30 protein-coding genes are annotated in these 16,902 nt (G+C 40.3%); 25 read left to right on the forward strand and 5 right to left on the reverse strand.

Translation table 11 applies throughout. The features are described 5' to 3' along the window. The 3 genes from BKK50_RS12660 to lpxH all read right to left on the reverse strand — a co-directional run. Positions 1-251: hypothetical protein (locus BKK50_RS12660; RefSeq protein ID WP_208606193.1), on the reverse strand; the 251-nt coding region annotated here is incomplete at its 3' end. 12 nt (positions 252-263) lie between these two features. Continuing rightward, positions 264-809, reverse strand: a complete 546-nt coding sequence (locus BKK50_RS03400; RefSeq protein WP_077415331.1) for a carboxymuconolactone decarboxylase family protein — start codon at positions 807-809, stop codon at positions 264-266. 141 nt (positions 810-950) lie between these two features. Beyond that, positions 951-1,661, reverse strand: a complete 711-nt coding sequence (gene lpxH / locus BKK50_RS03405) for a UDP-2,3-diacylglucosamine diphosphatase (RefSeq protein ID WP_077415333.1) — start codon at positions 1,659-1,661, stop codon at positions 951-953. Positions 1,662-1,747: 86 nt separating this feature from the next. On the opposite strand from lpxH, the gene BKK50_RS03410 reads away from it, so the two are divergent. The 3 genes from BKK50_RS03410 to BKK50_RS03420 all read left to right on the forward strand — a co-directional run bounded on the left by BKK50_RS03410 (position 1,748) and on the right by BKK50_RS03420 (position 4,493). After that, a complete protein-coding gene (locus BKK50_RS03410; protein ID WP_077415335.1) occupies positions 1,748-2,494 on the forward strand; it encodes a 1-acylglycerol-3-phosphate O-acyltransferase in 747 nt (248 codons plus the stop codon). Next, positions 2,487-3,896, forward strand: a complete 1,410-nt coding sequence (locus tag BKK50_RS03415; protein WP_077415337.1) for a multicopper oxidase domain-containing protein — start codon at positions 2,487-2,489, stop codon at positions 3,894-3,896. Before BKK50_RS03410 ends, BKK50_RS03415 begins: the two co-directional genes overlap by 8 nt. A gap of 120 nt (positions 3,897-4,016) precedes the next feature. Beyond that, positions 4,017-4,493 (forward strand): hypothetical protein, encoded by a 477-nt coding sequence (locus BKK50_RS03420; RefSeq protein WP_077415339.1) that lies wholly within the window; start codon positions 4,017-4,019, stop codon positions 4,491-4,493. A 42-nt stretch (positions 4,494-4,535) separates the two neighbouring features. Here the strand turns inward: BKK50_RS03420 and BKK50_RS03425 are convergent, their stop codons facing one another. After that, the gene (locus BKK50_RS03425; RefSeq protein ID WP_077415341.1) at positions 4,536-4,757 is read right to left on the reverse strand and encodes a SlyX family protein; all 222 of its coding nucleotides are present in this window, start codon (positions 4,755-4,757) and stop codon (positions 4,536-4,538) included. Between the two features lie 91 nt (positions 4,758-4,848). Between BKK50_RS03425 and BKK50_RS03430 the strand changes: the two genes are divergently transcribed. The 22 genes from BKK50_RS03430 (at position 4,849) to rplQ (ending at position 16,039) form a co-directional block, all read left to right on the forward strand. Beyond that, complete coding sequence (locus BKK50_RS03430) at positions 4,849-5,571, forward strand: FKBP-type peptidyl-prolyl cis-trans isomerase (RefSeq protein ID WP_077415343.1); 723 nt, start codon at positions 4,849-4,851, stop codon at positions 5,569-5,571. 99 nt (positions 5,572-5,670) lie between these two features. Continuing rightward, positions 5,671-6,333 (forward strand): helix-turn-helix transcriptional regulator, encoded by a 663-nt coding sequence (locus BKK50_RS03435; RefSeq protein WP_077415345.1) that lies wholly within the window; start codon positions 5,671-5,673, stop codon positions 6,331-6,333. Further along, entirely contained in the window at positions 6,333-6,713 is a 381-nt protein-coding gene (tusD, locus tag BKK50_RS03440) for a sulfurtransferase complex subunit TusD (protein ID WP_077415347.1), read from the forward strand. Before BKK50_RS03435 ends, tusD begins: the two co-directional genes overlap by 1 nt. Continuing rightward, positions 6,710-7,069, forward strand: coding sequence for a sulfurtransferase complex subunit TusC (gene tusC / locus BKK50_RS03445; RefSeq protein WP_077415349.1), 360 nt, complete (start codon positions 6,710-6,712; stop codon positions 7,067-7,069). Before tusD ends, tusC begins: the two co-directional genes overlap by 4 nt. An 11-nt stretch (positions 7,070-7,080) precedes the next feature. Continuing rightward, a complete protein-coding gene (locus BKK50_RS03450) occupies positions 7,081-7,368 on the forward strand; it encodes a DsrH/TusB family sulfur relay protein (protein ID WP_077415351.1) in 288 nt (95 codons plus the stop codon). A 153-nt stretch (positions 7,369-7,521) separates the two neighbouring features. After that, positions 7,522-7,893 carry a 50S ribosomal protein L14 gene (gene rplN / locus BKK50_RS03455; protein ID WP_077415353.1) on the forward strand — a complete coding sequence of 124 codons (372 nt, stop codon included), beginning with the start codon at positions 7,522-7,524 and terminating at the stop codon, positions 7,891-7,893. Positions 7,894-7,906: 13 nt separating this feature from the next. Continuing rightward, on the forward strand, positions 7,907-8,218 hold the full coding sequence (gene rplX, locus BKK50_RS03460; protein WP_077415355.1) for a 50S ribosomal protein L24: 312 nt from the start codon (positions 7,907-7,909) through the stop codon (positions 8,216-8,218). 17 nt (positions 8,219-8,235) lie between these two features. Next, positions 8,236-8,775, forward strand: coding sequence for a 50S ribosomal protein L5 (gene rplE / locus BKK50_RS03465; protein ID WP_077415357.1), 540 nt, complete (start codon positions 8,236-8,238; stop codon positions 8,773-8,775). 11 nt (positions 8,776-8,786) lie between these two features. Then, entirely contained in the window at positions 8,787-9,092 is a 306-nt protein-coding gene (gene rpsN, locus BKK50_RS03470) for a 30S ribosomal protein S14 (protein WP_077415358.1), read from the forward strand. Positions 9,093-9,128: 36 nt separating this feature from the next. Next, entirely contained in the window at positions 9,129-9,521 is a 393-nt protein-coding gene (rpsH, locus tag BKK50_RS03475) for a 30S ribosomal protein S8 (protein ID WP_005759599.1), read from the forward strand. Positions 9,522-9,536: 15 nt separating this feature from the next. Continuing rightward, complete coding sequence (gene rplF, locus BKK50_RS03480) at positions 9,537-10,070, forward strand: 50S ribosomal protein L6 (RefSeq protein ID WP_077415360.1); 534 nt, start codon at positions 9,537-9,539, stop codon at positions 10,068-10,070. A gap of 13 nt (positions 10,071-10,083) precedes the next feature. Further along, positions 10,084-10,437, forward strand: coding sequence for a 50S ribosomal protein L18 (gene rplR / locus BKK50_RS03485; protein ID WP_077415362.1), 354 nt, complete (start codon positions 10,084-10,086; stop codon positions 10,435-10,437). A 14-nt stretch (positions 10,438-10,451) separates the two neighbouring features. Further along, a complete protein-coding gene (rpsE, locus tag BKK50_RS03490; RefSeq protein WP_046943115.1) occupies positions 10,452-10,952 on the forward strand; it encodes a 30S ribosomal protein S5 in 501 nt (166 codons plus the stop codon). Positions 10,953-10,958: 6 nt separating this feature from the next. Then, positions 10,959-11,138 (forward strand): 50S ribosomal protein L30, encoded by a 180-nt coding sequence (rpmD, locus tag BKK50_RS03495; protein WP_077415364.1) that lies wholly within the window; start codon positions 10,959-10,961, stop codon positions 11,136-11,138. A gap of 3 nt (positions 11,139-11,141) precedes the next feature. After that, entirely contained in the window at positions 11,142-11,576 is a 435-nt protein-coding gene (rplO, locus tag BKK50_RS03500) for a 50S ribosomal protein L15 (RefSeq protein WP_077415366.1), read from the forward strand. A gap of 7 nt (positions 11,577-11,583) precedes the next feature. Further along, on the forward strand, positions 11,584-12,909 hold the full coding sequence (gene secY, locus BKK50_RS03505) for a preprotein translocase subunit SecY (RefSeq protein WP_077415372.1): 1,326 nt from the start codon (positions 11,584-11,586) through the stop codon (positions 12,907-12,909). Between the two features lie 29 nt (positions 12,910-12,938). Then, positions 12,939-13,052, forward strand: coding sequence for a 50S ribosomal protein L36 (rpmJ, locus tag BKK50_RS03510; RefSeq protein WP_005625868.1), 114 nt, complete (start codon positions 12,939-12,941; stop codon positions 13,050-13,052). Between the two features lie 138 nt (positions 13,053-13,190). Further along, positions 13,191-13,547 carry a 30S ribosomal protein S13 gene (gene rpsM / locus BKK50_RS03515; protein WP_077415374.1) on the forward strand — a complete coding sequence of 119 codons (357 nt, stop codon included), beginning with the start codon at positions 13,191-13,193 and terminating at the stop codon, positions 13,545-13,547. 12 nt (positions 13,548-13,559) lie between these two features. Continuing rightward, on the forward strand, positions 13,560-13,949 hold the full coding sequence (gene rpsK / locus BKK50_RS03520) for a 30S ribosomal protein S11 (RefSeq protein ID WP_077415376.1): 390 nt from the start codon (positions 13,560-13,562) through the stop codon (positions 13,947-13,949). 30 nt (positions 13,950-13,979) lie between these two features. After that, positions 13,980-14,600: a 30S ribosomal protein S4 gene (rpsD, locus tag BKK50_RS03525; RefSeq protein ID WP_077415378.1), complete on the forward strand. Its 621-nt coding sequence runs from the start codon at positions 13,980-13,982 to the stop codon at positions 14,598-14,600. A 31-nt stretch (positions 14,601-14,631) separates the two neighbouring features. Then, positions 14,632-15,615, forward strand: coding sequence for a DNA-directed RNA polymerase subunit alpha (locus BKK50_RS03530; RefSeq protein WP_077415380.1), 984 nt, complete (start codon positions 14,632-14,634; stop codon positions 15,613-15,615). 40 nt (positions 15,616-15,655) lie between these two features. After that, complete coding sequence (gene rplQ / locus BKK50_RS03535; protein ID WP_077415382.1) at positions 15,656-16,039, forward strand: 50S ribosomal protein L17; 384 nt, start codon at positions 15,656-15,658, stop codon at positions 16,037-16,039. Between the two features lie 273 nt (positions 16,040-16,312). On the opposite strand, the gene BKK50_RS03540 is transcribed toward rplQ, so the two are convergent. Then, positions 16,313-16,648 (reverse strand): helix-turn-helix transcriptional regulator, encoded by a 336-nt coding sequence (locus BKK50_RS03540; RefSeq protein WP_077415384.1) that lies wholly within the window; start codon positions 16,646-16,648, stop codon positions 16,313-16,315. Between the last annotated feature and the right edge of the window lie 254 nt (positions 16,649-16,902).

Consider the following 16,902-nt stretch of genomic DNA (forward strand, 5'->3'; position numbering starts at 1 on the left):
CCTACAAGATAACAAAAAACAACGTTGTGCAACTGCTGCATAATACCGTTCTTTTTGACCGCACTTTTGTTTAAATTTGATAGTCTTCTTTTAATAAATGGCGATAGGCATAGAGATAGAATTCGCCCAAAAATAAAACCAAGTTCCCATATAGATCGCCCGATTACACGCAATGGTGGAAGAAGGTATGGGAAAAATCCATTTGTACTTTGATTTCGCCATAAAAAATGGCAAAGAGAAGACTTTGCCATCGGGGAAGGAAATTAGGCGAAAGGTTGTAATTCAGGATTGATTGGGGTTTCTGCAATATTATTAACATAGTTACATAATGTGGCGAGGCTCACTCCAAGGATGACATCAATGGCATTTTCTTGTGTATAGCCCGCATCAAAAAAGGTTTGGAGTTGTGCTTGGGTAAGCTTCGCTTTTTGCAATATGACAGCAAGGGTAAAACGGGCGAGGGTGTCCAGTTTTTCATCGCTTTCAATGCGTGCGGTAGCACGAATTTGATTCACCAGCTCTTCTTCTAACTTTAATACTTTCAAGGCAATTTTCGTATGCCCTGCCACGCAGAAACCACAACCGTTTACCACAGCAGCGGTAATTTGTACCACCTCGCGTTCTGTGGCGGTAAGGCTATTTCTACCGTTAATGCCGCCTACGGTGCGGTAGGTTTCTAAGGCGGTGGGGGCGTTGGCTAACACGCCAATTAAATTGGGAATAAATCCATTGACATTTTTTACCGCAGTTAAGGCTTCTTTGGCGGCATCAGGGGCGGTTTCAATGGTGTGGATGGTAAATTGAGACATAAAAAACTCCTATCGTAAAAATCATTTGCAGATTGATACTACGTGAGTCGTTTGGGTTTTGGAAAGAAATAAAGGCTATTTGATAGATGAAAAAGTTATAAGTGTGAAAAGATTATTTGAATCTTTCCACACGGAATGAGGCTATTTTAGGAAACCCATCTCCCCATTTTCTTCTGCCACGAGAATTGACGCATAATCGGTTCGCCAATCGCCCAGTACGATGCGTTGTTTATCCTCATAGTGATGAATCGCTTCACGGTGGGTATGCCCGTGAATTAAGAGGGGAACATTGCATTGCTGCATTTTGGTTAAAGTGAACGGAAGATTGACATCCATCATTTCATCGGCTTTGTGTGCTTTATCTTTTCGGCTTTTTGCCCGAATTTTCTCTGCAATTTTTAACCGCACTTTTAGGGGGAAATGGAGAAAGAGCCATTGTCGCCATTTTTGATGGACTTTTTGTCGAAATTGTTGGTATTTCACATCATCAATACACAGGGTGTCGCCGTGGCAAAGCAGGGTGGGCACACCGTAAAGATTAATTATGTGATAATCAGGCAGCAAGGTCATTCCGGTTTCTTTTGCAAAGCGTTTTCCAATCAGGAAATCACGGTTGCCATGGATGAAATAACAAGCAACGCCTTGTGCGGTGATCTGTTTAATCGCATTTTTCACTTGAGTGATTAGGGAGGATTGTTCGTCATCACCAATCCAAAAATCAAATAAATCACCGAGAATATAAACCGCCTCTGCCGTAGGGGCGAGATTTTGCATAAAGTCGAGGAAAAGTGCGGTCAATTCCGGTTGTGTTTCGCTGAGGTGAAGATCTGAAATGAAATAGGTCTTTTTCATAGAATTTCCGTAAATTTTTGTCTAGATTAGCACAAAATTCCTTCTAATTTGCTATACTTTTGCGAAATTTTCTCATAGGTATTGATATGTTAAAACTGGCTCGAATTCTCGTTGTGGTGGTGTGTTGTATTTTAATTTGTGTCCTTGGCACGATCTATTCTTTTATCCGCTTTAAAAATCCCAGTAATGTGGGCGTGATGGCGCGATGGTTTGGGCGTTTATATCCGCTTTTGGGTTTACAAGTGGAACATCGTTTCCCTGAAAATAAAGCAAGTTTTGGGCGGGCGATTTATATTGGTAATCACCAAAATAACTACGATATGGTGACGATTTCTTATATGGTGTTACCTCGTACGGTGAGTGTGGGGAAGAAAAGCCTGATTTGGATACCCTTTTTCGGTATTTTGTATTGGGTGACGGGGAATGTTTTTTTGGATCGGGAAAATCGTTCTAAAGCCCATAGCACCATGACCCAACTCGCAGAACGCATTAATAAGGATAACCTTTCTATTTGGATGTTTCCGGAAGGCACGCGAAGTCGTGGACGAGGTTTGTTGCCTTTTAAAACTGGTGCGTTTTATGCCGCAGTTGCCGCCGGTGTACCGATTGTTCCTGTGGTGTGTTCAACCACACATAATAAAATCGATCTCAATCGTTGGGATAATGGTAAGGTCATTTGTGAAATGATGGCGCCGATTGATACGAGCGGTTATACCAAAGAAACCGTGCGTGATTTAGCCACATATTGCCACGATTTGATGGAAAAGCGTATTGCCGAATTGGATGCGGAAATTATGCAATCTCATCAAAATAAGGAAAGTTCAAATGCTTAAACTTTCCCGCCGACAGCTACTAAAAACAAGTGCAATTTCCACCGCACTTTTTTCTGTGCCAATGCCTTTAATTGCCGCAACACGACCTAAATTGGTCGTGCCTCCATTGGTTGAAGTGCGCCGTGGTCGCCCGATAATTCTGACGATGGAAGAAGCCGGATATAAGCTAGACGGCGAACATCAAGTGAGTGTGTGGGGTTTTAACGGGAATTATTTAGGACCGACAATCAAAATTAAATCGGGCAGTTTTGCAAAACTCAATTACCATAATAATTTACCTCAACACGTTTCCCTTTCTATCCAAGGTTTACAGGCATCCGGTGAGTTGTTTGGCGGTGCAGCCCGAGTGCTTAAAAAGGGGGAATCTTGGGCACCGATTGTGCCGATTGATCAACCGGCTGCCACTTGTTGGTATCGTTCTGCGACATTAGCTAATTCTGCTTATCAAACCTATCGTGGCTTGGTGGGAATGTGGTTGATTGAAGATGAGCAAAGTGTTAAATCAGTCCTGCCCCGTAAATATGGGGTGGATGATATTCCGTTGATTTTACAGGATATGGAATTTAATCGTGAAGGGCTGCAATTATTCAAACAAAATCAACCGCACTTTGTGGGCAATCGTCTATTGGTTAATGGCTTGGAAGCACCTTACTTAGATGTGCCTCGAGGGTGGGTGAGATTGCGTTTACTTAATGCCTCTTTGGCGCGAGCCTATGAATTACGTTTGGATAACGATCAAGATATCGCAGTGATTGCAAAAGACTTAGGCTTTCTTCCACAAGGGAACGTGGTGAAATCCTTTATTTTAGCCCCCGGTGAACGGACGGAAATCTTAGTTAATTTAAGTGAAGGGGGCAATGTTTCGCTTATTTCCGGGCATAAACGGGGTATCTTTGACAAAGTGAAGCAGATTTTTTCCGCTGATGGCGGGTTAATGGAAAATACCGTGTTGGAATTACGCCCCCAAGGAGATTTTTCCGCTTTTGCACAAAAAATGGATGTGCATTTTGAAACGGATGCCGCATCTATGCTAAATGCAAAAGTTGAGCGGGAGCGCACATTTGTTTTGGATGTGACAAATGGTTTAATTAACCAACAACGTTTTGATCCACGCCGTGTAGATGTGGTCGCAAAAAAAGGCGCAGTTGAACGTTGGATTCTGACGAGTTCTTTACCTGTCGGGTTTACCCTTCAAGGGGCGAAATTTATTGTGGAAAGTGATGTTAATGGCGTGCCGAAAGATCACGAATTGGCTTGGAAGGATACCGTATGGGTGAAAGGAAAAACGCAAATTTTGGTACGTTTTGATCAGTCATCTTCCAATACCTATCCGTTTATTTTTGGCGCTTCAAATCTTATGCTTGCGGATATGGGATGCATTGGAATAATGATTGTGCAATAAAGTATGGTCACAAAAACCCCGTTTTTTGAACCTTGGCTTTCCTCCCTGTCGGGTGAACAGGCGGGTATACGGGTTTGTGAACAATGTTTAGGTTATTTTTATTAATTGAAAGGAAAAGAAATGAAGAAAACACTCGCTTTGGTTTCGATTGCAACAATGCTATTTGGGGCGGTAAATGCCGCAGAAGCTAAAATAGCTCATCATCAAAAGAACACGGCATCACCAGAAATTTATCTTTCTGTGTTTGATACTTCAACGGAACCCTTTACCGATCTCAACACAACTGTATTATCGCGTAGTCAATCCAACCTTCGACTTTGTTGGGTAGCAAAAGGTCGGTTTTCTGAAACGGTGAGCACGATTGAAACCTTAAACGCACCGGCAAAACAACAGGTTATGGCAAAAGGCTCACAAATTTCAACCTCACAAAATGGGAAAGTGAATGTGATTCGCAGTACATTGGAGAGCTCGGCACAAGGGGAGCGATTAGTCAGATGTTGGCACTTTGATGAAACCGATCCTCTGGGTAAATATAAATTTCAAATCCAAATTATGGGAAAGATTTATCAAGATTTGCCGTTTAGCGTGGTGAAATAATCGCAGACAAAAATGGATAATCAGCAATGATTATCCATTTTTTTAGTAATGCGGTGGAGGGGTTTCTTCTGCTTGGCTGGCAATATTTGAGGGTTGGAAATCTTTTAATTTATTCGCCATATAGCGTAATTGTAGCTGTATTCTATCCATATCAAATTGCTGTTGAACCAATGCTTGATTAAGTTCTTCTAACAATTGTTCTTGAAATGCCACTTTTGTTTCAAGCTCGGTAATACGATTTTCTAACATTTGTTGAATTTGCATAATTTTTCTCTAAATTTTAAAAAAAAGTTGAGAATAGCTTAAATCCGATTTAATCTATCCGGCACTTTTCTATTATAAGGGATTAATAATCATGTTAAAAATTCAAAAAATGTCATTTGCTGCATTAATGATAAGTGCGGTGGTTTCCGGCACAGTTTTTGCAGATGAAAAGACGGATACAAAGTTTAACGATGAGGTTTCTTATGCCTTAGTGGCTTATTCCATGACGCAAGCAAAAATCATGGCAGAGCAAGGCGAAATTAAATTAAATGAAGCGCAGGTAAATAAAGCGGTAGAAGATGTATTGAAAGGTAAATTTACCGAACAAAAAATTGGTGAGCTGAGCCAAACATTAGAGCTGTTTCAACAAAAAGTGATGGCTCGCGAACAAGCAAAAATGAAAGAAATCTCACAAAAGGCACAAGAGGAAGGGGATAAATACCGTGCTGAATTTGCCAAAAAAGAGGGCGTGAAAACCACGAAATCCGGTTTGTTATATCGCATTGTTGAAGCAGGAAAAGGTGAGGTGATTAAGCCAACGGATACGGTGAAAGTGCATTACACCGGTAAGCTACCAAACGGTGAAGTTTTCGATAGTTCCGTTGGGCGTGGTCAACCGGCAGAGTTTCGTTTAGATCAGGTGGTGAAAGGCTGGACAGAGGGGCTTCAACTGGTGAAAAAAGGCGGAAAAATTGAATTAGTTCTTCCACCGGAATTGGCTTATGGTAAACAAGGTGCAGGCGCATCAATTCCACCTAATGCAACACTGTATTTTGATGTTGAAGTGTTAGATGTGAATCCAAAAGCAAAATAATGGATAATTTTGATGGAAGCACAAGCCTTTGCTTGTGCTTTATTATTGGCGTTGTGGCACATAAAGTGCGGTCATTTTTAGTGTAGATTAGGCTCGCTTATGTTATATAACAAACAGGTTTTCACTGATGAAGATCGCACGATTTTAAATTCTTACAAAGCGGTGGTCGATGGGGTTAGTGCGCTCATCGGCGAGCATTGTGAGATTGTTTTGCATTCTTTAGAAGATATTGAACACTCTGCCATTTGCATTGCAAACGGACATAATACCAACCGTCAAGTGGGCTCACCGATTACGGATCGGGCATTGCGTTCATTGCGTAATATGCAAAGTGAAAGTGTTTCTCAGCCCTATTTTACAAGGGCAAAGGGGAATGTTCTGATGAAATCGGTGACGATCGCTATTCGTAACAAAAATCAACAAATGATAGGATTATTATGTATTAACATTAATCTTGACGTGCCTATTTCACAATTTATTCACTCTTTTATGCCCACCATTGAGGTAGAAGAAACATCCTCTGTAAATTTTGCCAGCTCGGTGGAGGATTTGGTTGCGCAAACCATTGAGAAAACGATTGAAGAAGTGAATATGGATCGTATGGTTGCGAATAATAATAAAAATCGTCAAATTGTCATTTCCTTATATGAAAAAGGGATTTTTGATATTAAAGATGCAATTAATTTAGTGGCAGAGCGTTTAAATATTTCCCGTCATACCGTTTACCTTTACATTCGTCAAATTAAACAAGATCAAGAATAATGAACTATGTGCTTGCAGTAAAAAGTCCGATTTATGGTAAACAAGGGGCTTATCTTGCCTATCAATTTGCAGAAGCATTAGTTAAGAAAGGGCATACCATTACACAAATATTTTTTTTTCAAGAAGGGGTGAGCAATGGTAATGCGTTTGTTTATCCTGCAAATGATGAAACCCATTTACAGCAATACTGGCAACGTTTTTCAAAGCAGAATGACATCCCTTTGCATCTATGTGTGGCAGCCTCACAACGTCGTGGTGTTGTGGATAATATGACCGCAAAGGCGAGTGAAGATAATAATCTGGCAGAGGGCTTTGTGATGGCCGGTTTGGGGGAATTTATGGCGGCAGTATTAAAATCAGATAGGCTTATCACTCTATGAAAATGGCTTTTTTATTCCGCACTGCACCCCATGGATCTTCTGTTGCAAGGGAAGGGTTAGATGCATTATTAGCGGCAACCGCATTTTGTGAGGAAGACGAAATGGGCGTATTTTTTATTGATGATGGAGTGTTTAATCTGTTGGATGGACAACAGCCGGAATGGTTATTACAAAAAGATTTTATTCGCACATTTAAATTATTAGATTTGTACGGCATTGAACAACGTTTTGTTTGTCAAAATTCCCTTGAAAAATTAAAAATAGATAAAGATAGTTTCATTTTATCCGTAGAAAAAATTGACCGCACTTTGCTGATGACAAAATTACATCAAGCAGAGAAAGTATTCACGTTTTAAAGAGGGAAAGTATGCTCTATTGTTTTTCTCAGGCACAGTATGGTTGTGATGAATTGGTCGATCTTCTTGCGAGTGTAACAGAAAATGATGCGGTGGTGCTTTGGCAGGATGGGGTTTTGCTTGCGGTTAAATATCCCCAGTATTTTGTATGCTGTAAAGGACAATGTTTTGTTCTTGAAACGGATATTTTAGCGAGAAATTTAACCGCACTTTTGCCAAAAGAAAGCCAACTACGGTTAATTTCTTTAATGGATTTGGTCTCTATTACAGAACAATATTTTCCTCAAGTCGCATTATAAAAAGATCTCCCTCTATTTTCTTTTCATTACATAAAATCCTATTGATTCGACTAGTGCTTTATGCTATATTCCGCCACCTCTTACACGTTTATTGTGATGTGTAAGTAGGTTCGTCCCGAAAAGGGTGTTTTTTAAACTTAACGGAGCACTAATATGATCCAAGAACAGACTATGCTGGATGTTGCTGATAACTCAGGCGCTCGCAGTGTAATGTGTATCAAGGTTCTAGGTGGATCGCACCGTCGTTATGCTGCTGTTGGTGACATCATCAAAATTACTGTAAAAGAAGCAATTCCACGCGGTAAAGTGAAAAAAGGTGATGTATTGAAAGCAGTTGTTGTGCGCACCAAGAAGGGTGTTCGTCGCCCAGATGGATCAGTCATTCGCTTCGATGGTAATGCCTGTGTCATTTTAAACAATAACACAGAGCAACCAATCGGTACTCGTATTTTTGGACCGGTGACTCGTGAACTTCGTTCTGAGAAGTTTATGAAGATCATTTCTTTGGCACCAGAAGTACTGTAAGGAGAAGTGACAAATGGCTGCAAAAATTCGTCAAAACGATGAAGTAATTGTGCTTGCTGGTAAAGATAAAGGCAAGCGTGGCAAGGTAACTAAAGTGTTACCAAACGGTAAAGTGTTTGTTGAGGGTATCAACATTATCACTAAACATGAAAAGCCAGTTCCTGCATTAGGAAAAGAGGGTGGTTTAGTGAAAAAAGAAGCAGCAATTGATGCTTCAAATGTTGCAATTTTCAATCCGAAAACGAATAAAGCTGACCGTGTAGGTTTTAGATTTGAAGAAGGTAAAAAAGTCCGTTTCTTTAAATCTAACAATGAAATTATCTAATAAACTGGAGTAATGCGATGGCGAAACTGCATGATTACTACAGAGAGCAAGTAGTAAACGAATTAAAAAATAAATTCGGCTACAAATCTGTCATGCAAGTCCCACGAATCGAAAAGATTACCCTGAATATGGGGGTGGGTGAAGCATTGACCGATAAAAAATTGCTAGACAACGCAGTAGCGGATTTAACAGCAATTAGCGGTCAAAAACCTTTAGTAACCAAAGCTCGCAAATCTGTTGCAGGCTTTAAAATCCGTCAGGGGTATCCAATCGGTTGTAAAGTGACACTACGTGGTGAGCGTATGTGGGAGTTCTTTGAACGTTTAATTACAATTGCTGTTCCACGTATCCGTGACTTCCGCGGTTTAAGTGCGAAATCATTTGATGGTCGTGGCAACTACAGCATGGGTGTGCGTGAACAAATCATCTTCCCTGAAATCGACTACGATAAAGTAGATCGTGTACGTGGTTTAGATATCACTATCACAACCACTGCTAAGAATGATGAAGAAGGTCAAGCACTACTTGCTGCCTTTAATTTCCCATTCCGTAAATAAGGCAGGTTATCATGGCTAAACAATCAATGAAAGCACGCGATGTAAAACGCGTTAAATTGGCTGAGAAATTCTACGCTAAACGTGTAGAATTGAAGAAAATTATTTCTGATGTCAATGCCTCTGACGAAGATCGTTGGAATGCGGTGTTAAAGTTACAATCTTTACCACGTGATTCTAGTCCATCTCGTCAACGTAACCGTTGTCGCCAAACTGGACGTCCTCATGGCGTTCTTCGTAAGTTTGGTTTAAGCCGTATTAAGGTTCGTGAAGCTGCAATGCGCGGTGAAATCCCTGGCCTTAAAAAAGCGAGTTGGTAATATACCACTTTATTTTGGAATCGGAGAAAAAGCACTATGAGTATGCAAGATCCAATCGCAGATATGTTGACCCGCATTCGTAACGGTCAGGCTGCGAACAAAGTTGCGATCAGTATGCCTTCATCCAAGCTAAAAGTGGCAATCGCCAATGTATTAGCTGCTGAAGGTTATATCGAAAGCGTTAAAGTTTTAGAAGGTGCAAAACCTGAATTGGAAATCACATTAAAGTATTTTCAAGGTAAACCGGTTGTAGAAAGTATCCAACGTGTAAGTCGCCCTGGTCTTCGTATTTATAAACGTAAAGACGAATTACCAAAAGTTATGGGTGGTTTAGGTGTTGCTGTTGTTTCTACATCTAAAGGTGTTATGACTGACCGTGCAGCTCGTCAAGCTGGTTTAGGCGGTGAGATCATCTGTTACGTAGCTTAATAGAGAGGTAGGAAAATGTCTCGTGTTGCAAAAGCACCTGTTAATATTCCTGCCGGTGTTGAGGTTAAACTTGACGGTCAGCTATTAACAGTAAAAGGTAAAAATGGCGAGTTATCTCGCAAAATTCATAATTCAGTTGAAGTTAAACAAGATAATGGTCAATTAACTTTCTCTCCACGTGAGGGATTTGTTGAGGGCAATGCTCAATCTGGTACGGCTCGTGCATTAGTAAATGCAATGGTTATCGGTGTTACTGAAGGCTTCACTAAGAAATTAGTATTGGTGGGTGTGGGTTACAGGGCTCAACTTAAAGGTAATGTTGTTGCATTAAGTCTGGGCTATTCTCACCCGGTAGAGCACACTTTGCCTGTGGGTATTACTGCTGAGTGTCCTTCTCAGACGGAAATAGTATTGAAAGGCGCAGATAAACAGTTAATTGGTCAAGTTGCAGCAGATATTCGTGCTTATCGCCGTCCTGAACCTTACAAAGGTAAAGGTGTACGTTACGCTGATGAAGTGGTGCGTATCAAAGAGGCTAAGAAGAAATAATTAAGGTAACGCTATGGATAAGAAATCAGCTCGTATCCGTCGTGCAGCTCGTGCACGTCATATGATGAAAGAGCAAGGTGCAACTCGTTTGGTAGTTCATCGTACTCCACGTCATATTTATGCACAAGTTATTGCACCAAACGGTTCAGAAGTGCTTGCCGCTGCTTCAACTGTTGAGAAAGCAATTCGTGAGCAAGTAAAATATACCGGTAACAAAGATGCCGCTGCGGTAGTGGGTAAAGCTGTTGCAGAACGTGCTTTAGCAAAAGGCGTACAAGCTGTTGCCTTTGATCGTTCCGGTTTTAAGTATCATGGTCGCGTCCAAACTTTAGCGGATGCTGCTCGTGAAGCTGGTCTACAGTTCTAATGAGGTAAATTGAGATGTCAAACATCGAAAAACAAGCTGGTGAACTGCAAGAGAAGCTAATCGCAGTAAACCGAGTATCAAAAACTGTAAAAGGCGGTCGTATTATGAGCTTTACTGCATTAACTGTAGTAGGTGATGGTAACGGTCGTGTTGGTTTTGGTTATGGTAAAGCTCGCGAAGTTCCAGCAGCGATCCAAAAAGCGATGGAAAAAGCACGTCGTAATATGATTAATGTCGCTTTAAATGAAGGTACTTTACAACATCCGGTTAAAGGTGTTCATACTGGTTCGCGAGTGTTTATGCAACCGGCTAGTGAAGGTACCGGTATCATTGCAGGTGGTGCAATGCGTGCAGTATTAGAAGTTGCGGGTGTACGCAATGTGCTTTCTAAAGCGTATGGCTCAACCAACCCAATTAATGTTGTTCGTGCAACGATTGATGCATTAGCAAATATGAAATCACCGGAAATGGTTGCTGCGAAACGTGGTAAAACCGTTGATGAAATTTTGGGGTAATTAATAATGGCTAAAACTATTAAAGTAACACAAGTTCGTAGCGCAATTGCTCGTTTACCAAAGCACAAAGCTACCTTACGTGGTCTCGGTCTTCGCCATATGCACCATACTGTTGAGTTAATTGATACACCTGCAGTACGTGGTATGATTAACCAAGTTTCATACATGGTTAAAGTGGAGGGGTAAGAGATGCGTTTAAATACTCTATCTCCGGCTGAAGGTGCAAAGCATAGTGCTAAACGCCTTGGTCGTGGTATTGGTTCTGGTCTAGGCAAGACTGGTGGTCGAGGTCATAAAGGTCAGAAATCTCGTACTGGTGGCGGAGTTCGTCGTGGTTTTGAAGGTGGACAAATGCCATTATACCGTCGTTTACCAAAATTTGGCTTCACTTCAATGAAAGCTGCTGTAACCGCAGAAGTTCGTTTAAATGAGTTAGCTAAAGTAGAAGGTAACGTAGTAACTTTAGATACATTAAAAGCTGCAAATGTTTTAACCAAAGATATTCAATTCGCTAAAGTGATCTTAGCTGGTGAAGTGAAATCTCCTGTCACTGTTCGTGGTTTACGTGTGACTAAAGGCGCAAAAGTAGCGATTGAAGCTGCTGGCGGTTCAGTTGAGGAATAATTAGCAAATGGCTAAACAACCAGGTTATCAAGCTAGAAGTACCAATAGTGGTAAAAGTGAACTAAGAAACCGATTACTTTTTGTTTTAGGTGCACTTATTGTATATCGTATTGGTTCGTTTATTCCGGTTCCTGGTATTGATGCGGCCGTGTTGGCTCAATTAGTTGAACAACAAAAGGGCACCATCATTGATATGTTTAACATGTTTTCCGGTGGTGCATTAAGTAGAGCTTCAATTCTTGCGTTAGGTATTATGCCGTATATTTCGGCATCTATCGTAATTCAATTGTTAGCAACAGTTTCTCCTGCCTTAGCTGAATTAAAGAAAGAAGGGGCAGCAGGTCAGAGAAAAATTACCAAGTATACTCGTTATGCAACGGTAGTTTTTGCGACAATTCAAGCTGTTGCAATTTCTACAGGTTTACCAAATATGTTACCGGGACTAGTTCCTAATGTGGGATTTAGTTTCTATTTTACTTCGGTAGTAAGTTTAGTTACTGGAACCATATTTTTGATGTGGTTAGGCGAACAAATTACTGAAAGAGGAATTGGTAATGGTATTTCAATTCTAGTTTTCGGTGGTATCGTGGCTGGTTTACCTTCAGCTATTTTGCAAACAATTGAGCAAGCACGTCAAGGGCAAATGCATCCATTAGTTCTTCTACTAATTGCAGCAATTGTTTTTGCGGTGACTTATTTTGTTGTTTTTGTAGAGAGAGGACAACGCAGAATTCGTATTGAATATGCTAAACGTCAACAAGGTCGTCAGATCTTAGGAGGACATTCAACACACCTACCATTAAAGGTTAACATGGCAAATGTAATGCCAGCAATCTTTGCATCAAGCATTATCTTGTTTCCTGCCACATTAACACAATGGTTTGGTCAAAATGATAAATTTGAGTGGCTAAATAATTTATCTATGCTGTTGAATCCTGGTCAGCCTCTTTATTTGCTCGTTTATGCAATTGCAATCATTTTCTTCAGTTTTTTCTATACGGGAATGCAATATAATCCTCGTGATACAGCAGATAATTTAAAGAAATCTGGTGCGTTTATCCCAGGTATCAGACCAGGTGAACAGACATCTCGTTACATTGATAAAGTAATGACCCGTTTAACTTTGATTGGTGGGCTTTATGTAACGTTTGTATGTTTGGTTCCTTATATTATGACATCGGCTTGGGATGTTAAATTCTACTTTGGTGGAACATCACTGCTAATCGTTGTCGTTGTAATTATGGATTTCATTGTGCAAGTTCAGAGTCACTTAATGTCGTCTCAATATGAATCAGCACTGAAAAAAGCAAACCTTAAAGGTTTCGGGCAGTAATTGTCCAATTAACATAAAAAGGATAAGCAATGAAAGTTCGTGCTTCCGTAAAGAAAATGTGTCGTAACTGTAAAATTGTTAAACGTGAAGGCGTTGTACGCGTATTGTGTAGTGACCCTAAACATAAACAACGTCAGGGTTAATTGATAATTTTCTTGCAAAGAACCGGTTGGGCAGTTATACTGCTCAGCTCATTTATGTCCTTGGTATTCTGTTTGAGTATCCTGAAACGGGCTTTTCATGATCAGAATACCAATTAATTTTAGAAATAGGAGTGCATAGTGGCCCGTATTGCAGGCATTAACATTCCTGATCATAAACACGCTGTAATCGCTTTAACTGCAATTTACGGTATTGGTAAAACTCGTTCAAAGGCTATTTGTTCTGCTGCGGGTATTGCTGAAGATGTTAAGATCAGAGAATTGTCTGAAGAGCAGATTGACAAACTGCGTGACGAAGTTGGTAAATTTACCGTTGAGGGTGACTTACGTCGTGAAGTAACACTAAACATCAAACGTCTTTTAGACTTAGGTTGTTACCGTGGTTTACGTCATCGTCGTAGTTTACCGGTGCGTGGTCAACGTACTAAAACGAATGCGCGTACCCGTAAGGGTCCTCGTAAGCCGATCAAAAAATAGTCGGGGTAAATAATGGCTAAAACACCAGTTCGTACACGTAAACGTGTAAAAAAACAAGTTGTAGATGGCGTTGCACATATTCATGCGTCTTTCAATAATACAATCGTTACCATTACTGATCGTCAAGGTAATGCCCTAGCATGGGCAACTGCTGGCGGTTCAGGTTTCCGTGGTTCTCGTAAATCTACTCCGTTTGCTGCACAAGTTGCTGCTGAACGTTGCGCTGAGATCGTTAAAGAATTCGGCTTAAAGAACTTGGAAGTTATGGTTAAAGGTCCGGGACCGGGTCGTGAATCAACAATTCGTGCATTAAATGCTGCGGGTTTCCGTATTACGAATATTACTGATGTGACTCCGATTCCTCATAACGGTTGTCGTCCACCGAAAAAACGTCGTGTTTAATGACGTACTTAGGATAGTTGGAGAAAGAAAATGGCAAGATATTTGGGTCCTAAACTCAAGCTCAGCCGTCGTGAAGGTACTGATTTGTTCCTCAAATCAGGCGTGCGTGCGATTGATTCAAAATGTAAAATTGATACAGCACCGGGTCAACATGGTGCTCGTAAACCGCGTTTATCTGACTATGGTAGTCAGTTACGTGAGAAACAAAAAGTTCGCCGTATTTATGGTATTTTAGAGCGTCAGTTCCGTAACTACTATAAAGAAGCAAACCGTTTAAAAGGTAACACGGGTGAAAACCTATTAGTGTTACTAGAAGGTAGATTGGATAACGTTGTTTATCGTATGGGATTTGCAGCAACGCGTGCGGAGGCTCGTCAATTGGTGAGTCACAAAGCAATTGTTGTAAATGGTCGTGTTGTGAATATTCCATCTTTCCAAGTTTCAGTTAATGATGTTGTTGCTGTTCGTGAGAAATCTAAAAAACAAGCTCGTATTAAAGCATCGTTAGAATTGGCAGAACAAAGAGAAAAACCAACTTGGTTAGAAGTTGATGCTGTTAAAATGGAAGGAGTATTTAAGCGTATTCCTGAGCGTTCCGATTTATCGGCAGATATTAATGAACATCTGATCGTTGAGCTTTACTCCAAATAATAGTTAAGCTTAAAAGCAAAGAGAGGATAAAATGCAGGGTTCTGTTACAGAATTTTTAAAACCACACTTAGTTGATATTGAGCAGATTAGCACAACGCATGCTAAGGTGATCCTTGAACCGTTAGAACGAGGTTTTGGTCATACTCTAGGAAATGCATTACGTCGTATCCTTTTATCTTCAATGCCAGGTTGTGCTGTTACTGAAGTTGAGATTGACGGTGTATTGCACGAATATAGTAGTAAGGAAGGCGTTCAAGAAGATATTCTTGAGGTACTTTTGAACCTTAAAGGTCTAGGGGTTAAAGTACAGAATAAAGATGATGTTATTCTGACACTAAATAAATCTGGAATTGGCCCTGTTGTTGCAGCAGACATTACTCATGATGGTGATGTTGAAATTGTGAACCCGGATCATGTGATTTGCCACCTAACTGATGAGAATGCATCCATTAGTATGCGCATTCGTGTGCAACGTGGTAGAGGGTATGTTCCTGCTTCAGCTCGTGCTCAAGCAGATGAGCGCCCAATAGGTCGTTTACTTGTTGATGCCTGTTATAGTCCGGTTGATCGCATTTCTTATAATGTCGAAGCCGCTCGTGTTGAACAAAGAACAGACCTAGATAAGCTAGTTATTGAACTAGAAACAAATGGTACCTTGGATCCTGAAGAAGCAATTCGCCGTGCAGCAACAATCTTAGCAGAGCAACTTGATGCATTCGTTGATTTGCGTGATGTTCGTCAACCTGAAATTAAGGAAGAAAAACCGGAGTTTGATCCGATTTTATTGCGTCCTGTTGATGATTTAGAGTTGACAGTTCGTTCTGCTAATTGTTTAAAAGCAGAAACAATTCACTATATCGGTGACTTAGTACAGCGTACAGAAGTTGAGTTATTAAAAACCCCTAATCTCGGTAAGAAATCTCTTACTGAAATTAAAGATGTACTCGCTTCACGCGGTTTGTCACTTGGTATGCGCCTTGAAAATTGGCCACCAGCAAGTATTGCTGAAGATTAATTTGGTCATAGGTTAAGATTTTTCTGAGAAGGATAAGATCATGCGACATCGTAAGAGTGGTCGTCAACTAAACCGTAATAGCAGTCATCGCCAAGCGATGTTCCGCAATTTAGCAAGTGCTTTAGTTAGTCACGAGATTATCAAGACAACTTTGCCTAAAGCTAAAGAATTACGTCGTGTAGTTGAGCCGTTAATTACATTAGCAAAAGAAGACAGCGTTGCAAACCGTCGTTTAGCATTCGCTCGTACCCGTAACATTGAAACTGTTGCAAAATTATTCAATGAATTAGGACCACGTTTTGCTAAACGCCCGGGTGGTTATACCCGTATCTTAAAATGTGGTTTCCGTGCAGGTGATAATGCACCAATGGCTTACATTGAATTAGTTGATCGCCCAGAAGTTGCAGAAACTTCTGCGGAGTAACTATTAAAAAATAAAAAGCTCGCATTTTGCGAGCTTTTTTTATTTGTAGTTTGGCTTACTCTGTCTAAAAGCGTGTTAACCGTTAATTTAATAGCTAATCATGTGTTATTCGTACTGAGCAATGTAAAAATGCTCAAACATGTTGCCTACTATCCAATATATTTATTTCGGTAGAAATTTAAACATTTAGGGACTATTCCTCTTTGAACACTTGATTTCGCATAAATTTATGCGGTTGTGTGTGTTTGTGTCATGGAGAATTTCGTTTGTATTTTATTCCTTATTATTCCTAGATGGCTCTAATTTATCTTCATTCCTTTGTTCCTGCCTATCTTTCTTTGCGGTGATACCAAAAAATCGTTTATATTCACGGGAAAACTGTGAAATGCTTTCATAACCGACTAAATTAGCCGCCTCAGCAATAGCATATTTTTCCTGTAAAATAAGCATCCTCGCTTGTTGTAAGCGGATTTGTTTTTGGAATTGCATCGGACTAATTCCTGCAATAATTCGGAAATGTTGACGGAATGATGAGGCACTCATCAATGTCCGTTCAGCAAGGCTGGCAAGCGTATTTTTTTCTTGTGGATTTTGTTTTATCCAAGCCATAACCTCAAGGATTTTATGTGTTGTTGTTCCATCTTTGAGTAACTTAACCAATTCAGGATGCGAGTGAAAAAGTCTTAACGCAATTTCGTGTTTTATAAGGGTTGCAAGGGGTTGGGTAAGGTCTGTTTCTAGTAAGGTATCAATAAGCTTGGAAAGACTTTCGAGAAGTTTCTTATTGGCATTAAATACACTAAAAATAGGGTTGGGTGCATCTTTGTTTATTTCCTTATCAATCTATAAATTCGCAAAATTTT

The organism is Rodentibacter rarus (assembly GCF_001998965.1).
Taxonomy (GTDB): Bacteria; Pseudomonadota; Gammaproteobacteria; order Enterobacterales; family Pasteurellaceae; genus Rodentibacter; species Rodentibacter rarus.

What these genes read in the sequence shown, in the direction of transcription:
- BKK50_RS03400 (WP_077415331.1), bottom strand. Translation starts at nt 809, where the DNA reads ATGTCTCAATTTACCATCCACACCATTGAAACCGCCCCTGATGCCGCC.
- lpxH (WP_077415333.1), bottom strand. Translation starts at nt 1,661, where the DNA reads ATGAAAAAGACCTATTTCATTTCAGATCTTCACCTCAGCGAAACACAA.
- BKK50_RS03410 (WP_077415335.1), top strand. Translation starts at nt 1,748, where the DNA reads ATGTTAAAACTGGCTCGAATTCTCGTTGTGGTGGTGTGTTGTATTTTA.
- BKK50_RS03415 (WP_077415337.1), top strand. Translation starts at nt 2,487, where the DNA reads ATGCTTAAACTTTCCCGCCGACAGCTACTAAAAACAAGTGCAATTTCC.
- BKK50_RS03420 (WP_077415339.1), top strand. Translation starts at nt 4,017, where the DNA reads ATGAAGAAAACACTCGCTTTGGTTTCGATTGCAACAATGCTATTTGGG.
- BKK50_RS03425 (WP_077415341.1), bottom strand. Translation starts at nt 4,757, where the DNA reads ATGCAAATTCAACAAATGTTAGAAAATCGTATTACCGAGCTTGAAACA.
- BKK50_RS03430 (WP_077415343.1), top strand. Translation starts at nt 4,849, where the DNA reads ATGTTAAAAATTCAAAAAATGTCATTTGCTGCATTAATGATAAGTGCG.
- BKK50_RS03435 (WP_077415345.1), top strand. Translation starts at nt 5,671, where the DNA reads ATGTTATATAACAAACAGGTTTTCACTGATGAAGATCGCACGATTTTA.
- tusD (WP_077415347.1), top strand. Translation starts at nt 6,333, where the DNA reads ATGAACTATGTGCTTGCAGTAAAAAGTCCGATTTATGGTAAACAAGGG.
- tusC (WP_077415349.1), top strand. Translation starts at nt 6,710, where the DNA reads ATGAAAATGGCTTTTTTATTCCGCACTGCACCCCATGGATCTTCTGTT.
- BKK50_RS03450 (WP_077415351.1), top strand. Translation starts at nt 7,081, where the DNA reads ATGCTCTATTGTTTTTCTCAGGCACAGTATGGTTGTGATGAATTGGTC.
- rplN (WP_077415353.1), top strand. Translation starts at nt 7,522, where the DNA reads ATGATCCAAGAACAGACTATGCTGGATGTTGCTGATAACTCAGGCGCT.
- rplX (WP_077415355.1), top strand. Translation starts at nt 7,907, where the DNA reads ATGGCTGCAAAAATTCGTCAAAACGATGAAGTAATTGTGCTTGCTGGT.
- rplE (WP_077415357.1), top strand. Translation starts at nt 8,236, where the DNA reads ATGGCGAAACTGCATGATTACTACAGAGAGCAAGTAGTAAACGAATTA.
- rpsN (WP_077415358.1), top strand. Translation starts at nt 8,787, where the DNA reads ATGGCTAAACAATCAATGAAAGCACGCGATGTAAAACGCGTTAAATTG.
- rpsH (WP_005759599.1), top strand. Translation starts at nt 9,129, where the DNA reads ATGAGTATGCAAGATCCAATCGCAGATATGTTGACCCGCATTCGTAAC.
- rplF (WP_077415360.1), top strand. Translation starts at nt 9,537, where the DNA reads ATGTCTCGTGTTGCAAAAGCACCTGTTAATATTCCTGCCGGTGTTGAG.
- rplR (WP_077415362.1), top strand. Translation starts at nt 10,084, where the DNA reads ATGGATAAGAAATCAGCTCGTATCCGTCGTGCAGCTCGTGCACGTCAT.
- rpsE (WP_046943115.1), top strand. Translation starts at nt 10,452, where the DNA reads ATGTCAAACATCGAAAAACAAGCTGGTGAACTGCAAGAGAAGCTAATC.
- rpmD (WP_077415364.1), top strand. Translation starts at nt 10,959, where the DNA reads ATGGCTAAAACTATTAAAGTAACACAAGTTCGTAGCGCAATTGCTCGT.
- rplO (WP_077415366.1), top strand. Translation starts at nt 11,142, where the DNA reads ATGCGTTTAAATACTCTATCTCCGGCTGAAGGTGCAAAGCATAGTGCT.
- secY (WP_077415372.1), top strand. Translation starts at nt 11,584, where the DNA reads ATGGCTAAACAACCAGGTTATCAAGCTAGAAGTACCAATAGTGGTAAA.
- rpmJ (WP_005625868.1), top strand. Translation starts at nt 12,939, where the DNA reads ATGAAAGTTCGTGCTTCCGTAAAGAAAATGTGTCGTAACTGTAAAATT.
- rpsK (WP_077415376.1), top strand. Translation starts at nt 13,560, where the DNA reads ATGGCTAAAACACCAGTTCGTACACGTAAACGTGTAAAAAAACAAGTT.
- rpsD (WP_077415378.1), top strand. Translation starts at nt 13,980, where the DNA reads ATGGCAAGATATTTGGGTCCTAAACTCAAGCTCAGCCGTCGTGAAGGT.
- BKK50_RS03530 (WP_077415380.1), top strand. Translation starts at nt 14,632, where the DNA reads ATGCAGGGTTCTGTTACAGAATTTTTAAAACCACACTTAGTTGATATT.
- rplQ (WP_077415382.1), top strand. Translation starts at nt 15,656, where the DNA reads ATGCGACATCGTAAGAGTGGTCGTCAACTAAACCGTAATAGCAGTCAT.
- BKK50_RS03540 (WP_077415384.1), bottom strand. Translation starts at nt 16,648, where the DNA reads ATGGCTTGGATAAAACAAAATCCACAAGAAAAAAATACGCTTGCCAGC.